Here is a 14,363-nt window from a genome sequence, read left to right on the forward strand (position 1 = left end):
AGCAGTGCTGGGCCCTGTTTTTTTGCGGACTACTTTTTCTTCTGTGCTTTCGGCGGGTGAGCCTGCGCCAGCTCTTTGATCAGCGGCAGCAGGATCTGCACGCTGTCGCGGCTGCGTTTGTCGATCCGCCCCGGCAGGTAGCGATCCAGATACTGCAGGTTGTCATACTGCGGGCGGTGCCAGGTGATGCCCTGCGGGAAGTGCGGGCTGACGGCGCGCTGCTGGTAGCCGTCCTTGTCGCCCAGCGACCAGTTGGTGGCCTCCACCGACAGCACCGGGATGCCTGCGGCGTCGAACACCTCTTGATCGGAGCAGCAGCCGGTGCCCTTCGGATGCTGGGCGCTGCCCGGATTGCTGGCGGCGGCGATGCCGTAGCGATGGGCGATATCCAGCGCGCGATCGCGGGAGCGTTTCGCCATTTGCGGCGGCGTGTTGCGCCCGGCGTTGAAGTACAGACGATCGCCGGTGATCAGGCTGTCGAGGTTGATCACCAGCACGGTGTTGCTTTTCTCTTCCGCGCTCATGCGTTGCAGGTAGTTTTGTGCGCCCAGCGAGCCGATCTCTTCGGCGCTGGTGGCGACAAAGCGCAGGCCGTAGGCGGTGGGGATGCTTTTCAGGCGCTCCGCCAGTTCCAGCATCACGCCGATGCCGGAGGCGTTGTCGTCGACGCCCTGCAGCGTCAGGCCGCCGAGGTTGTTATCCAGGTCTTCGTCGCTCTGCGGCGTGTAGGTGTCGAAGTGGGCGACAATCACTATTTGTTTCGGGCTGTCGCCGTTGCGGGCGGCGATCACCGAGCTGGCGGTGACGTTGTTCCAATTCTTCTTGCCGTCTTTGCTGGTGTAGAGATAGCGCGTGTTGACGCTGCGAATATCGCTTTGATAACCCATCTTGCTGAACTGCTGCTTCAGGTAGTCGGCGGTGAGCAATTCGGCCGGGCTGCCCGCCATGCGGCCGGGGAAGTAAGTGGCGATGTGGCGGGTCTGTTCGGCGGCGAAACGGCCCATTGGCGCGTCTTTTGCGGGCTGTGCGGCACAAACGCTGAAGACGCCGCCGAGTGCGAGGGCCAGCAGGCTGGTCTTCAGGTAAAAACGGGAAAACATACCGAAAAATCCTTCTTTGCTATCGGCGCTGCCGATCATTTTTCTTCGGCACCCAGTATGAGACGCCTGGCGGCATTACACAATTTCCCCGTCTCTTAATTTTCGCGCGAATGCGCAAACCGTCGCCGCAGTTATCACCGTTTGCCTCTGGCGTTGCGGCCTATATTCCATAAAGGAACTAATCATTCCTTTTCGTCATTTCAGAGGCTAAATCTCAGCCCGTATAGTCACACTATCTTTCTGTTATATGAAAAGGCTGTTGTGGACTATCTACCAATATTTGCCGACCTGAAACAACGTCCGGTGCTGGTCGTTGGCGGCGGTGACGTGGCTGCGCGCAAAGTCGATCTGCTTCAGCGCGCCGGGGCTGAAATACGGATAGTTGCGCAGTCGCTCTCACCGGAACTGGAACAACAACGTCAGCAAGGGCAACTGCTCTGGCTGGGGAAAACCTTTGACCCGCAACAGCTGGACGACGTGTTTCTGGCGATCGCCGCCACGGACGACAACGCGCTGAATGCCGCGGTGTTCGCCGAGGCGGATAAACGCCGGGTGTTGGTCAACGTGGTGGACGATCAGCCGCGCTGTTCGTTCATCTTCCCGTCGATCATCGATCGCTCGCCGCTGGTGGTGGCGGTGTCGTCCAGCGGCCAGGCTCCGGTGCTGGCGCGGTTGCTGCGCGAAAAGCTGGAGGCGTTGCTGCCCGCCAGTTTGGGGCAGATGGCGCAGGTGGCGGGCCGCTGGCGCGGCCAGGCCAAACAGCGGCTGGCCTCGATCGGCGAACGTCGTCGTTTCTGGGAGAAAACCTTCGGCGGCCGTTTCGCCACGCTGGTGGCCAACGGCCAGACGGCGCAGGCGGAGCGGCAGCTGGAGCAGGATTTGCAAAGCTTCGCCGCAGGCGATGAAGGCGTGCAGGGCGAGATAGCCCTGGTGGGCGCCGGGCCGGGCGACGTGGGGCTGTTGACCCTGCGCGGGCTGCAGGTGATGCAGCAGGCGGACGTGGTGCTGTATGACCACCTGGTCAGCGGCGAGATCCTCGATCTGGTGCGCCGCGACGCCGAACGCATCTGCGTGGGCAAGCGCGCCGGCGCGCACTCGGTGATCCAGGAAGAGACCAACCGGCTGCTGGTGGAGCTGGCGCAGCAGGGCAAACGCGTGGTGCGTCTCAAGGGCGGCGATCCGTTCATCTTTGGCCGCGGCGGCGAAGAGCTGCAGGTGGCCGCCGCCGCCGGCATTCCGTTTCAGGTGGTGCCGGGCGTCACGGCCGCCGCGGGGGCGACCGCCTACGCCGGCATTCCGCTGACGCACCGCGACCACGCGCAGAGCGTGACCTTTATCACCGGCCACTGCCGCCCCGACGGCGATGGCCTGGACTGGGCCGATCTGGCCCGGGCGCGGCAGACGCTGGCTATCTATATGGGCACCATGAAGGCGGCGGACATCAGCCAACGCCTGATCGCCCACGGCCGCGCTGCCGATACGCCGGTGGCGGTGATCAGCCGCGGCACGCGCGCCGATCAGCAGGTGCAGATCGGCACGCTGGATCAACTGGAACATCTGGCCCAACGGGCGCCGCTGCCGGCGCTGCTGGTGATTGGCGAAGTGGTGGAACTGCACCATCAAATCGCCTGGTTCGGGCATCAATCGCAGACGGAAGGGGCCGCGCGCCCGGCCGTCGTGAATTTGGCATAGGCAAGGCTTTTAAGGATCTGTTATGGACGAAAAACGACTCACTCATTTGCGGCAATTGGAGGCGGAGAGTATCCATATCATCCGTGAAGTCGCCGCTGAATTCGCCAACCCGGTGATGCTGTATTCCATCGGTAAAGACTCTTCCGTGATGCTGCATCTGGCGCGCAAGGCGTTCTTCCCCGGCACGTTGCCGTTCCCGCTGCTGCACGTCGATACCGGCTGGAAGTTCCGCGAAATGTACGAATTCCGCGATCGCACCGCGAAGGAGTACGGCTTCGAGCTGCTGGTGCATAAAAACCCGGAAGGGGTGGCGATGGGCATCAACCCGTTCGTGCACGGCAGTGCCAAGCATACCGACATCATGAAGACCGAGGGCCTGAAGCAGGCGTTGAACAAGTATGGTTTCGACGCCGCCTTCGGCGGTGCGCGACGCGACGAGGAGAAATCGCGCGCCAAAGAGCGCATCTATTCGTTCCGCGATCGCTTCCACCGCTGGGATCCGAAAAACCAGCGGCCGGAGCTGTGGCACAACTACAACGGCCAGATCAACAAAGGTGAGAGCATCCGCGTCTTCCCGCTGTCGAACTGGACCGAGCTGGATATCTGGCAGTACATCTTCCTGGAAAAGATCGACATCGTGCCGCTGTACCTGGCGAAACCTCGCCCGGTGGTGGAGCGCGACGGCATGCTGATGATGGTGGACGACGATCGCATCGATCTGCAGCCGGGTGAAGTGATCAGCCAGCGCATGGTGCGTTTCCGCACTCTGGGGTGCTGGCCGCTGACCGGCGCGGTGGACTCGCAGGCGCAAACCCTGCCGGAGATCATCGAAGAGATGCTGGTCTCCACCACCAGTGAACGCCAGGGGCGGATGATCGATCGCGATCAGTCCGGTTCGATGGAGCTGAAAAAGCGTCAAGGGTATTTCTAAGGAGCCGCCGGATGAACAACGCAATCGCACAACAAATCGCCGACCAGGGCGGCGTCGAATCCTATCTGCACGCGCAGCAGCACAAGAGCCTGCTGCGCTTTCTGACCTGCGGCAGCGTCGATGACGGCAAAAGCACCCTGATTGGCCGCCTGCTGCACGATACCCGCCAGATCTACGAGGATCAGCTGTCGACGCTGCACAGCGACAGCAAACGCATCGGCACCCAGGGCGAGAAGCTCGATCTGGCGCTGCTGGTGGACGGCCTGCAGGCCGAGCGCGAGCAGGGCATCACCATCGACGTGGCCTATCGCTATTTCTCGACCGAAAAACGCAAATTTATCATCGCCGATACCCCGGGGCATGAGCAGTACACCCGCAACATGGCCACCGGTGCCTCCACCTGCGATCTGGCGATCCTGTTGATCGACGCGCGCAAAGGGGTATTGGACCAGACTCGCCGCCACAGCTTTATCGCGACCCTGCTGGGCATTCGCCACCTAGTGGTGGCGGTGAACAAGATGGATCTGGTGGACTACCAGGAAGCGGTGTTCGAGCAGTTCAAACAGGATTACCTGACCTTCGCCCAGCAGCTGCCAGGCGATCTGGACATCAAATTCGTGCCGCTGTCGGCGCTGGACGGCGACAACGTGGCGAGCGAAAGCGCCCATATGCCGTGGTACAGCGGCCCGACGCTGCTGGAAGTGCTGGAGAGCGTTGATGTGGTCAGCGAGCGAGAAAACCAGCCGCTGCGCTTCCCGGTGCAGTACGTCAACCGCCCGAACCTCGATTTTCGCGGCTATGCCGGGACGCTGTCCGCCGGCGTGGTGCGGGTAGGGCAACGGGTCAAGGTGCTGCCTTCCGGCGTGGAGTCCAGCGTGGCGCGCATCGTGACCTTCGACGGCGATCTGCAAGAAGCGGTGCCGGGCGAAGCGATTACGCTGGTGCTGAAGGATGAGGTGGACATCAGCCGCGGCGATCTGCTGGTCGACGCCGGTGAAAGCCTGCAGGCGGCGCAGAGCGCGCTGGTGGACGTGGTATGGATGGCTGAGCAGCCGCTGGTGCCGGGCCAGAGCTACGACATCAAGATCGCCGGTAAAAAGACCCGCGCCCGCGTGGAGAGCATCCGCCATCAGGTGGAGATCAATACGCTGGCGCAACACTCGGCCGACACGTTGCCGCTCAACGGTATCGGGTTGGTGGAGCTGACCTTCGACGAGCCGTTGATGCTGGACAGCTATCAGAGCAATCACGACACCGGCGGGCTGATCTTTATCGATCGCATGAGCAACGTCACGGTGGGCGCCGGTCTGGTACGCGAAACGCTGCAGGCCGCATCGGCGGCACGCGGCGAGTTCAGCGCTTTCGAGCTGGAGTTGAATGCGCTGGTGCGCAAGCACTTCCCGCACTGGGGCGCACGCGATCTGCTCGGTGGCCGATAAGGTGGCCGCTGAACTGAGGGCGACCGGGCCGGACGATGAGAACGTGGTTTGGCATCCGCACGCGGTGACGCGCGCGGATCGCGAAGCGCGCAACGGCCACCGCGGCGCGGTGCTGTGGTTTACCGGGCTGTCCGGCTCGGGCAAATCCACCGTCGCTGGCGCGCTGGAGCAGGCGCTGCACGGGCTCGGCGTCAGCACCTATCTGCTGGACGGCGATAACGTGCGCCACGGCCTGTGCCGCGATCTCGGCTTCTCGGACGAAGATCGGCGCGAGAACATTCGCCGAGTGGGGGAAGTGGCCAAACTGATGGTGGATGCCGGGCTGGTGGTGCTGACCGCGTTCATTTCGCCGCACCGCGCCGAGCGGCAGATGGTGCGCGAGATGCTCGGCGACGATCGCTTTATCGAAGTGTTCGTCGACACGCCGTTGGCGATCTGCGAGGCGCGCGATCCGAAGGGATTGTATAAAAAAGCGCGCGCCGGCGAGCTGCGCAATTTCACCGGCATCGACGCGGTTTACGAGGCGCCGCAGCAGCCGGAAATCCACCTCGATGGCCAACAATTGGTAACAAATTTGATTGCGCAATTGTTAGACGTGTTGCGTGGTCAGGCTATTATCAAACCCTGAATTCAAAAAAAGCGTGTGGCGTTTTTCGCCATGCGCTTTTTACTCTAAGCCGCCGCAGAGCGAGCCGAATAACCAGGGATCACTATGCAAAATGTCACGCCTATCTTGATCGACTCCAAGCAGTCAAAACAGGAGAGAGAGGAGCCTTCTTATTCTTTCCTGGGCGGCGTCAGCGGCTTTGTTTTCTACTGGCTGGCGTTCGCGTTGCCGTTTCTGGTTTACGGTTCCAACACGCTGTTTTTCCTGCTTTATACCTGGCCGTTCTTCCTGGCGCTGATGCCGCTGTCGGTGCTGATCGGCATCACCCTCAGCATGCTGTTGCGCGGCCGTCTGATCCTGACGCTGCTGCTGACCGGCGCCATCGTGCTGTGTCTGTTCTGGCTGGTGTTTAGCTTCTTGACCGGGTGGTGAGAGAGCGGGCGCCGATGCCGGCGCCCGAAGGATTGCAAAGCGGTGCCGAAGGTTACAAAACTTTGCTCAGAAACGCCTGTGTGCGCGGATTGGCCGGATGGCTGAAGATCTGCTGCGGCGCACCTTCCTCCTGAATGATCCCCTGATCGATAAACAGCACCCGATCGGCCACCTCGCGGGCAAAGCCCATCTCATGCGTGACCACCACCATGGTCATGCCCTCGTGGGCCAGCGATTTCATCACCGCCAACACTTCGCCCACCAGCTCCGGATCGAGCGCGGAGGTGGGTTCGTCGAACAGCATGATCTTCGGCTCCATCGCCAGCGCGCGGGCGATGGCCACCCGCTGCTGCTGGCCGCCGGACAGGCTGTTGGGGTAGGCGTCGATCTTGTCGAGCAGGCCGACCTTGCGCAGCAGCTGTTCGGCTTGCGCGATGGCTTCGGCGCGCGGCCGTTTCTTCACGCTCACCGGCGCCATGATGATGTTTTCCAACACCGTCATGTGCGGGAACAGGTTGAAGCGCTGGAACACCATGCCCACGCTTTCACGCATCTTGTTCAGGTCGGTTTTCTGATCGTGGATGGCGAAGCCGTTGACCTCGATCTCGCCGCCGGAGAGCGTTTCCAGCGCGTTGATGCAGCGCAGGAAGGTGCTCTTCCCGGAGCCGGAAGGGCCGATGACGCACACCACTTCGTTGGTGGCGATCCGGCAGGAAATGCCGCGCAGCACGTGGCTCTCGCCGAACTGTTTTTGCAGGTTATGTACGCGAATCACTTTTACCGAACCTCTTTTCCATGTGTTGCACCAGCAGCGAGAGCAGGAAGGTGATGACCCAATAGACCAGCGAAATGGTCAGGTAGGGCTCCCAGTAGGTGGCGTAGGCGCCGGAGACGGTGCGGGCGGCATAGGCCAGATCCGCCAGGCCGATGGCGGAGGCCAGCGACGAATCCTTGACGATGGCGATGGCGTTGTTGCCCAGCGGCGGCAGCATGCGGCGGAAGGCCTGCGGCAGGATCACCTGGCGCATGGTCTTGCCGTAGCTCATGCCCAGCGAACGCGAAGCTTCCATTTGGCCGCGGTCGATAGACTGGATCCCGGCGCGGAAGATTTCCGACACATAGGCGCCGGCGTTGAGCGTGATCGCCACCACGCAGGAGAGAAAGGCGCCGTAGTCGGCGCGCAGCGCGCGGGCGAAATCGACGCTCATCAGGCCGCTGGTGACCAGCAGGCCGTCGCGGGGGTTGATGAACAGCGGTACCAGCGCGAAGTGCACCACCATGATCTGCACGAACAGCGGCGTGCCGCGAAAGGCGCTGATGTAGATGCGCACCGGCCACTGAACGCCGTAATGCAGTATGGGTTTCCAGATGCCGTGCGGCGCCTGCGCCAAACGACCCAGCCCGAGGATCAATCCCCAGGTGGTGCCCAGCAGCACGCAGACAATGGTGCATTTGATGGTCATCCAGGCGCCTTCCATAAACAGCGGCGCGTATTCCTGGATAATCTCCCAGCGGAAGTTCAAGATCAGATCCTTATTTAAGCGTGTTAAGGCTACTGCGCGTTGTCATCTTGGGATTGGGCAGTGCTCGCCATCCTCATGGATTGCGTGTCCACTCCGGTGGCTGTGCGCTGGCCGCACCCAATCTGACTTAGCTCGCTACGCCTGTTTATTTACTGGCCGACTGCGCTGAGGCGCGCCAGTTGATTATTCCTCCGGCAGCGTCGGTACGTTGCTGTCGAACCAGGTTTGGTAGATCTTGGCGTAGGTGCCGTCGGCGACGATCTTCTTCAGGCCGGCGTTAATCTTGTTACGCAGTTCGTCGTTGCCTTTGGCGACGGCGATGCCGAAATACTGGCGCTCGAACTTGGCATCGGACACCAGCTTGAAGGCCTTCTCAGGGTGGGTTTTGATATAGAACTTGGCCACGCCAACGTCGCCGACCGCCGCGCCGATGCCGTCTTCATACAGCTCCTGCAGCATCAGCGGGGTATTATCGAAGCGCTTGATGGCGGTGCTGTTTTTGCCCAGCACATCGGACACCACGATGTCGCCGGTGCTGGAGTTCACCACGCCGACCTTCAGCGCTTTCAGCGCGGCGATGGAATCGACCGTCGAGTCCTGCGGCACGACGATGGCCTGTTCGGCCGGGAAGTAAGGCGCCGAGAAATCAACCATTTGTTTGCGCTTGTCGGTGATGGTGATGCCGGAAATGATGATGTCGCGATCGCCGGAATTCAACGTGGCGAAGATCCCTTCCCACGGCGTATTGATCAGTTTGATTTGGAAGCCTTCGGCCTTGGCCACCGCTTTGATGATGTCGATGTCGAACCCTTCCAGCTGTTTTTGGCTGTTTTCAAATTCGAACGGCCGATAGGTGCCGCCGGAGCCGACGACGTAGGTAGGTTCAGCCGCCAACGCGGCGGTGGAGAAGGTGGCGGCCAGGCAGGCGCCGATCAGAACTAAACGTTTTAACATCGCGATCCCCGATAATGAAAGGTTATACATTGGAATTATTTATGCACTAGTAGTGCATAAAAATAAGCTTCAATGAATGAAAGTGCAACCACTGCATGAGGATTATTCTTTCTATGGTGGTAAATATTCATTTTTTGCATTGCTGTGGCGTAAGCGATGGGCCGGTAAGCGGCGGTGCAGTGATTCTTGCTGCATAATGGAGGAAGGGCAGTGTGTCTCTCATCGGAAAACGCGCCGCGCGCGTCGGGTAAAAGGGGCTTTTTTTGCCGCTTTCGCCGCGGATTTGGGTTATAAACTCGGGAACCCTTCATCCGTATTCTGAATTTGGCGTTGAAATGCCGCTCTCAGTGTGGAGTCCAACGAGAAGTTGTGGGATGATTGGTCGGTTTTTCAGGGGGCGGAGATGGGAAAACTTACGCTGCTATTGCTGGCATTGCTCGGTTGGTTACAGTATTCACTGTGGCTGGGCAAAAATGGTATTCACGATTACGTGCGGGTCAATGAAGACGTTGCGGTCCAGCAGGGCAACAACGCCAAGTTGAAAGCGCGTAACGATCAGCTGTTTGCCGAAATCGACGATTTGAACGGCGGACAGGAAGCGATCGAAGAGCGTGCGCGTAATGAGCTGGGCATGATCAAGCCCGGTGAGACTTTCTATCGTCTGGTTCCTGACCAATCCAGACGCAACGCGGCGTCTTCCTCGCAAAACAACGCACAAAAATAACGCATGAATCACTCCGCAGGCACCTTTCCCTCGGTGATTGCCGTCCTGCCCGCTGCCGGTATCGGCAGCCGCATGCAGGCGGAATGCCCGAAGCAATATTTAACCATCGGCCGGCATAGCATCGTCGAACACGCCATCCATGCCCTGTTGCGCCACCCGCGCATCGAGCGGGTGATCGTGGCGATCGGCCCCGAAGATCGCCAGTTCGAACAGTTGCCGATCGCCCAGGATCCGCGGGTGATCGTCACCGAGGGCGGCAAGCAGCGCGCGGATTCGGTGATGGCCGGGCTGAATCTGGCGGGCGATGCGGACTGGGTGCTGGTGCACGACGCCGCGCGCCCCTGCCTGCACGCCGACGATCTCGAGCGCCTGCTGGCGATTACCGCACACAGTAAGGTCGGCGGTATTCTCGCCGCGCCGGTGCGCGACACCATGAAACGCGCCGAACCCGGCCGCGAAACCATCGCCCATACCGTCGATCGGCAGGATCTGTGGCACGCGCTGACGCCGCAGCTGTTTCCGCTGCCGTTGCTCAAGCAGTGCCTGCAGCGCGCGCTGGATGAAGGCGCAAACGTCACCGACGAAGCCTCGGCGCTGGAGCATTGCGGTTACCATCCGCTGCTGATCGCCGGCCGGGCGGACAACATTAAAGTAACGCGGCCGGAGGATTTGGCGCTGGCGGCGTTCTATTTGACTCAGTTGGACAATTAAGGAGCGCATCATGCGTATCGGTCACGGTTTTGACGTACATAAATTCGGCGGCGAAGGCCCGTTGGTGATCGGCGGTGTTCGCATCCCTTACGACAAAGGTTTGCTGGCCCACTCCGACGGTGACGTCGCGCTGCACGCCGCGACCGATGCCCTGCTGGGCGCGGCGGCGCTGGGCGATATCGGCAAGCTGTTCCCCGATACCGATCCGGCGTTCAAAGGCGCCGACAGCCGCGAACTGCTGCGCGAAGCCTGGAAACGCATTCGCGCCAAAGGGTATCGCCTCGGTAACCTCGATATCACCATTATCGCCCAGGCGCCGAAAATGGCGCCGCACATCCCGCAGATGCGCGTTTTCCTGGCGGAAGATCTGCAGTGCCATATGGATGACGTCAACGTGAAGGCCACTACCACCGAGCAGCTCGGCTTCACCGGGCGCGGTGAGGGCATCGCCTGCGAAGCGGTTGCCTTGCTGATCAAGGAATAACCGCATGGATATGGCGAATCTGACCTGGCTGCATGGCCGGCCGCAGAGCACCGGGGTGTTGAAAGCCAATCCGGAAGATTTCGTGGTGGTGGAAGATCTGGGCTTTGCACCGGACGGTGAAGGCGAGCACGTGCTGGTGAACATCCGCAAAAACGGCTGCAATACCCAGTTCGTGGCCGACTATCTGGCGCGCTTCGCCGGTATTCACGCCCGTTCCGTCAGCTATGCCGGCTTGAAGGATCGCCACGCGGTGACCGAACAGTGGTTCTGCCTGCATATGCCGGGCAAGGACACGCCGGATTTCTCCCGGTTTGCGCTGGAAGGCTGCGAGGTGCTCTCGTATGCCCGCCACCTGCGTAAAATGCGCATCGGCAACCTGAAGGGCAACCACTTTACGCTGGTGCTGCGCCATATTTCCGATCGGCAGGATGTGGAACACCGCCTGCAGGCCATCGCCGCGCAGGGCGTGCCGAACTACTTCGGCAGCCAGCGTTTCGGCCGTGGCGGCAACAACCTGGTGATGGCGCGCCGCTGGGCGAATGATGAAATTCGCGTCAAAGAGCGCAGCAAGCGCAGTTTTTACCTCTCTGCCAGCCGTAGCGCGCTGTTTAATCAGGTCGCGAGCAGGCGCCTGGCGGACGGCCTGCAGCGCACCGTGCTGGAAGGTGACGCCCTGCAGCTGAGCGGCCGCGGCAGCTGGTTTGTCGCCAAAGCCGATGAGCTGGAGACGTTGCAACAGCGCTTGGATGCCGGTGAGCTGGTTGTCACCGCGACGTTGCCGGGCGACGGCGAGCCGGGCACCGCCGGCAGCGCGTTGGCATTTGAACAACAATGCTTGGCGGAGCAGCCGGAATTGCTTACGCTTTTAAAGCGCGAGCGTGTCGACCCCGCTCGTCGGGCCCTGCTGCTGCAGCCGCAAAATATGCGGTGGAGCTGGTGGGATGACGTTACCGTGGAACTGCGCTTCTGGCTGCCGGCAGGCAGCTTCGCCACCAGCGTGGTTCGCGAGATCATGCAGCAGGATGACAGCGATGCGGATATTGCTGAGTAACGATGACGGCGTCAGCGCTCCGGGCATTCAGGTGCTGGCGGCGGCGCTGCGGGAATTCGCCGAAGTGCAGGTTGTGGCGCCGGATCGTAACCGCAGCGGCTCTTCCAATGCTTTAACGCTGGAGTCGCCGCTGCGCACGCAGACGCTGGCCAACGGGGATATTGCAGTGCTGCAGGGGACGCCGACCGACTGCGTTTACCTTGGCGTCAACGCCTTGATGCGCCCGGCGCCCGATATCGTGGTCTCCGGCATCAACGCCGGGCCGAATTTAGGCGACGACGTCATCTATTCCGGCACCGTCGCGGCGGCGATGGAGGGCCGGCACCTGGGGCTGCCGGCGTTGGCGGTGTCGCTGAACGGCCACCGGCACTACGCGACCGCCGCCGTCATTACCTGCCGCATCCTGCGCGCGCTGCAGCGCGAACCGTTGCGAACCGGAAAAATCCTGAATATCAACGTACCGGATCTGCCGCTGGCGGAGATTAAAGGCCTGCGCGTGACCCGCTGCGGCAGCCGCCATCCAGCCGACAAGGTCTTCTGCCAGCAGGATCCGCGCGGACAAAATATCTACTGGATCGGGCCGCCTGGTGATAAATTTGATGCCGGGCCGGATACCGACTTTGCGGCGGTGGAACAAGGCTATGTGGCGATAACGCCGCTGCAGGTGGATTTAACCGCCTACGCGGCGCAAGAAGTCGTGAAAACATGGTTAACCAAAGCAGAGGTTAGCGGGGAATGGTGAACAAGCGCATGCAAACATTGCTGACGCAGCTGCGGCAGCAGGGGATCCGGGACGAAAAGCTGCTGCGGGCGATCGAGGCGGTGCCGCGCGAGCGTTTTGTCGACGAAGCGCTGGATCATAAGGCCTACGAAAACACCGCATTGCCGATCGGCTCCGGCCAGACCATTTCCCAGCCTTATATGGTGGCGCGGATGACCGAACTGCTGAATCTGACGCCCACCTCGCGGGTGCTGGAGATCGGCACCGGTTCCGGCTATCAGACCGCCATCCTGGCGCATCTGGTGCAACACGTTTGTTCCGTCGAACGCATCAAGGGGTTGCAGTGGCAGGCCAAGCGCCGCCTGAAGCAGCTCGATCTCCACAATGTTTCCACCCGCCACGGCGATGGCTGGCAGGGCTGGGCGTCGCGCGGCCCGTTCGATGCGATCATCGTCACTGCCGCGCCGCCGGAGATCCCGCAGGCGCTGGTGGAGCAGTTGGACGATGGCGGTATTCTGGTGTTGCCGGTGGGGGAGCAGGCCCAAACTCTCAAACGCATTCAGCGTCATGGCAACGAGTTCGTTGTCGATGCGGTAGAAGCGGTGCGCTTTGTGCCGCTGGTGAAAGGCGAATTGGCCTAGCGATCGTCTGATTTTTCGACCGTCGGCAAAATCTGTTGCACTTTCATCATGCCCGGATAAGGTTTTCTCGTTCCAATCAGGTTAATTTTCACTAGAATTGGCCTTTCTACGTAGTTGTCTTATGGTGCGGCAACGCCAATCTGGTTAGCATTGGCGCGCGTTTTGATGCTCCGGCGCGAGATGACCTGGCATTCAGGGATCGGCCGGCGGCGCCTTTACATCGCAGAAACTGGGAAGTGGCAAAAGCTCGGCTACGATGTAAAGGGTATTTTGGATATATCACTGATATTGCTGTCATGGGGGAAGCATGAGCACGGGAAGCCCAATGATTACGTTACGCCGGGTTGCGGTGTGTACGATGGTAAGTTTGTGGTTGGCGGGTTGTACGAACAATGCCTCAACGTCGGCCCCTATCAGCAGCGTGGGTGGCGGCGGCGCCGTTCCATCCGGCAATAATAATGGCGGGGCGCAGCAGGCCAGTCCAGAGGGCCGCATTGTCTATAACCGCAGTTATAACGCCATTCCTAAAGGGAGTTACAGCGGCGGCGAAACTTATACGGTCAAGCGCGGCGACACGCTGTTTTATATTGCCTGGATCACCGGCAACGATTTCCGCGACCTGGCGCAGCGCAACAATATTCCCGAGCCATACAGCCTGAATGTTGGCCAAACCATTCAGCTTGGTAATGGTTCCGCCAACGGCGGCGGCGGTATGTTGGCGACGACGGACGCGACCCAAGGCGGCGTTCCGAAGCCACCTTCCACCTCCCAGATCCAGACGGCAACGGTTGATTCTCAATCAACTAACGCGTATTCTGAAAACTCGGGTAAACAGAATGTAGGTAAGATGTTACCTGCAGCAGGGGCTGCAGCGGTTGGGACCGCGGCTGCGCCTGTTACCGCGCCGGAAGCCGCTCCACCAGTGAGCAGCACCGTCAGCAACAGCGCTCCGGTCAGTACCTGGAGATGGCCGACTGACGGTAAGGTTATTGATAACTTTTCCTCATCAGAAGGTGGGAATAAGGGTGTCGATATCGCCGGTTCCCGTGGGCAGCCGATCTTCGCTACCGCCGATGGCCGCGTAGTGTATGCAGGCAACGCTTTACGGGGTTACGGTAATCTAATCATCATCAAACATAATGATGATTACCTGAGCGCCTACGCTCATAACGACACAATGCTGGTCCGGGAACAACAAGAAGTGAAGGCGGGTCAAAAAATAGCCACCATGGGTAGCACCGGTACCAGTTCAGTACGTTTGCATTTTGAAATTCGTTACAAGGGGAAATCCGTAAACCCGCTGCGTTATCTTCCGCAGCGATAGATTGGGCAGAATACGCTGAGATTCTGCTC

General features: G+C 60.6%; 16 protein-coding genes. 12 read left to right on the plus strand and 4 right to left on the minus strand.

Annotation, left to right across the window (positions count from 1 at the left end):
- Positions 1 to 29: 29 nt before the first annotated feature.
- On the minus strand, positions 30 to 1,100 hold the full coding sequence (locus SSARUM2_RS03520) for an aminopeptidase (protein ID WP_060419678.1): 1,071 nt from the start codon (positions 1,098 to 1,100) through the stop codon (positions 30 to 32).
- Positions 1,101 to 1,361: 261 nt separating this feature from the next.
- Between SSARUM2_RS03520 and cysG the strand changes: the two genes are divergently transcribed.
- From cysG to SSARUM2_RS03545, 5 genes are all read left to right on the plus strand, one after another.
- Positions 1,362 to 2,792, plus strand: coding sequence for a siroheme synthase CysG (gene cysG, locus SSARUM2_RS03525; RefSeq protein WP_060439083.1), 1,431 nt, complete (start codon positions 1,362 to 1,364; stop codon positions 2,790 to 2,792).
- A 22-nt stretch (positions 2,793 to 2,814) separates the two neighbouring features.
- Positions 2,815 to 3,723 (plus strand): sulfate adenylyltransferase subunit CysD, encoded by a 909-nt coding sequence (cysD, locus tag SSARUM2_RS03530; protein ID WP_004932620.1) that lies wholly within the window; start codon positions 2,815 to 2,817, stop codon positions 3,721 to 3,723.
- Positions 3,724 to 3,734: 11 nt separating this feature from the next.
- On the plus strand, positions 3,735 to 5,162 hold the full coding sequence (gene cysN / locus SSARUM2_RS03535; RefSeq protein ID WP_049196054.1) for a sulfate adenylyltransferase subunit CysN: 1,428 nt from the start codon (positions 3,735 to 3,737) through the stop codon (positions 5,160 to 5,162).
- Complete coding sequence (gene cysC, locus SSARUM2_RS03540) at positions 5,101 to 5,790, plus strand: adenylyl-sulfate kinase (RefSeq protein ID WP_077791443.1); 690 nt, start codon at positions 5,101 to 5,103, stop codon at positions 5,788 to 5,790. Before cysN ends, cysC begins: the two co-directional genes overlap by 62 nt.
- Positions 5,791 to 5,874: 84 nt before the next feature.
- Positions 5,875 to 6,201 (plus strand): DUF3561 family protein, encoded by a 327-nt coding sequence (locus SSARUM2_RS03545; RefSeq protein WP_004932611.1) that lies wholly within the window; start codon positions 5,875 to 5,877, stop codon positions 6,199 to 6,201.
- A gap of 52 nt (positions 6,202 to 6,253) precedes the next feature.
- Here the strand turns inward: SSARUM2_RS03545 and SSARUM2_RS03550 are convergent, their stop codons facing one another.
- From SSARUM2_RS03550 to SSARUM2_RS03560, 3 genes are all read right to left on the minus strand, one after another.
- Positions 6,254 to 6,976, minus strand: coding sequence for an amino acid ABC transporter ATP-binding protein (locus SSARUM2_RS03550; protein WP_049234102.1), 723 nt, complete (start codon positions 6,974 to 6,976; stop codon positions 6,254 to 6,256).
- Positions 6,960 to 7,727 (minus strand): amino acid ABC transporter permease, encoded by a 768-nt coding sequence (locus tag SSARUM2_RS03555; protein ID WP_120150918.1) that lies wholly within the window; start codon positions 7,725 to 7,727, stop codon positions 6,960 to 6,962. The genes SSARUM2_RS03550 and SSARUM2_RS03555 overlap by 17 nt, the downstream gene beginning before the upstream one ends.
- 180 nt (positions 7,728 to 7,907) lie before the next feature.
- Positions 7,908 to 8,678, minus strand: coding sequence for a basic amino acid ABC transporter substrate-binding protein (locus SSARUM2_RS03560; protein WP_060422407.1), 771 nt, complete (start codon positions 8,676 to 8,678; stop codon positions 7,908 to 7,910).
- 403 nt (positions 8,679 to 9,081) lie between these two features.
- On the opposite strand from SSARUM2_RS03560, the gene ftsB reads away from it, so the two are divergent.
- From ftsB to nlpD, 7 genes are all read left to right on the plus strand, one after another.
- On the plus strand, positions 9,082 to 9,402 hold the full coding sequence (gene ftsB / locus SSARUM2_RS03565) for a cell division protein FtsB (protein WP_016929043.1): 321 nt from the start codon (positions 9,082 to 9,084) through the stop codon (positions 9,400 to 9,402).
- Between the two features lie 3 nt (positions 9,403 to 9,405).
- Entirely contained in the window at positions 9,406 to 10,113 is a 708-nt protein-coding gene (gene ispD / locus SSARUM2_RS03570) for a 2-C-methyl-D-erythritol 4-phosphate cytidylyltransferase (protein WP_033649254.1), read from the plus strand.
- A 10-nt stretch (positions 10,114 to 10,123) separates the two neighbouring features.
- Positions 10,124 to 10,597, plus strand: a complete 474-nt coding sequence (gene ispF / locus SSARUM2_RS03575; RefSeq protein WP_004932594.1) for a 2-C-methyl-D-erythritol 2,4-cyclodiphosphate synthase — start codon at positions 10,124 to 10,126, stop codon at positions 10,595 to 10,597.
- A gap of 4 nt (positions 10,598 to 10,601) precedes the next feature.
- Entirely contained in the window at positions 10,602 to 11,648 is a 1,047-nt protein-coding gene (truD, locus tag SSARUM2_RS03580; protein WP_060426881.1) for a tRNA pseudouridine(13) synthase TruD, read from the plus strand.
- On the plus strand, positions 11,629 to 12,390 hold the full coding sequence (gene surE / locus SSARUM2_RS03585) for a 5'/3'-nucleotidase SurE (protein WP_033637163.1): 762 nt from the start codon (positions 11,629 to 11,631) through the stop codon (positions 12,388 to 12,390). The genes truD and surE overlap by 20 nt, the downstream gene beginning before the upstream one ends.
- Positions 12,384 to 13,010, plus strand: a complete 627-nt coding sequence (locus SSARUM2_RS03590; protein ID WP_033637164.1) for a protein-L-isoaspartate(D-aspartate) O-methyltransferase — start codon at positions 12,384 to 12,386, stop codon at positions 13,008 to 13,010. Before surE ends, SSARUM2_RS03590 begins: the two co-directional genes overlap by 7 nt.
- Positions 13,011 to 13,335: 325 nt before the next feature.
- The gene (nlpD, locus tag SSARUM2_RS03595) at positions 13,336 to 14,334 is read left to right on the plus strand and encodes a murein hydrolase activator NlpD (protein WP_033652940.1); all 999 of its coding nucleotides are present in this window, start codon (positions 13,336 to 13,338) and stop codon (positions 14,332 to 14,334) included.
- Positions 14,335 to 14,363: the final 29 nt, after the last annotated feature.

The organism is Serratia sp. K-E0102 (assembly GCF_029962625.1).
In the GTDB taxonomy this organism is placed as follows: Bacteria; Pseudomonadota; Gammaproteobacteria; order Enterobacterales; family Enterobacteriaceae; genus Serratia; species Serratia sarumanii.

Excerpts from the sequence above, each read along its gene's own strand:
- SSARUM2_RS03520 (WP_060419678.1), bottom strand. The coding sequence starts at position 1,100 with ATGTTTTCCCGTTTTTACCTGAAGACCAGCCTGCTGGCCCTCGCACTC.
- cysD (WP_004932620.1), top strand. The coding sequence starts at position 2,815 with ATGGACGAAAAACGACTCACTCATTTGCGGCAATTGGAGGCGGAGAGT.
- cysN (WP_049196054.1), top strand. The coding sequence starts at position 3,735 with ATGAACAACGCAATCGCACAACAAATCGCCGACCAGGGCGGCGTCGAA.
- cysC (WP_077791443.1), top strand. The coding sequence starts at position 5,101 with ATGCGCTGGTGCGCAAGCACTTCCCGCACTGGGGCGCACGCGATCTGC.
- SSARUM2_RS03545 (WP_004932611.1), top strand. The coding sequence starts at position 5,875 with ATGCAAAATGTCACGCCTATCTTGATCGACTCCAAGCAGTCAAAACAG.
- SSARUM2_RS03560 (WP_060422407.1), bottom strand. The coding sequence starts at position 8,678 with ATGTTAAAACGTTTAGTTCTGATCGGCGCCTGCCTGGCCGCCACCTTC.
- ftsB (WP_016929043.1), top strand. The coding sequence starts at position 9,082 with ATGGGAAAACTTACGCTGCTATTGCTGGCATTGCTCGGTTGGTTACAG.
- ispD (WP_033649254.1), top strand. The coding sequence starts at position 9,406 with ATGAATCACTCCGCAGGCACCTTTCCCTCGGTGATTGCCGTCCTGCCC.
- ispF (WP_004932594.1), top strand. The coding sequence starts at position 10,124 with ATGCGTATCGGTCACGGTTTTGACGTACATAAATTCGGCGGCGAAGGC.
- truD (WP_060426881.1), top strand. The coding sequence starts at position 10,602 with ATGGATATGGCGAATCTGACCTGGCTGCATGGCCGGCCGCAGAGCACC.
- surE (WP_033637163.1), top strand. The coding sequence starts at position 11,629 with ATGCGGATATTGCTGAGTAACGATGACGGCGTCAGCGCTCCGGGCATT.
- SSARUM2_RS03590 (WP_033637164.1), top strand. The coding sequence starts at position 12,384 with ATGGTGAACAAGCGCATGCAAACATTGCTGACGCAGCTGCGGCAGCAG.
- nlpD (WP_033652940.1), top strand. The coding sequence starts at position 13,336 with ATGATTACGTTACGCCGGGTTGCGGTGTGTACGATGGTAAGTTTGTGG.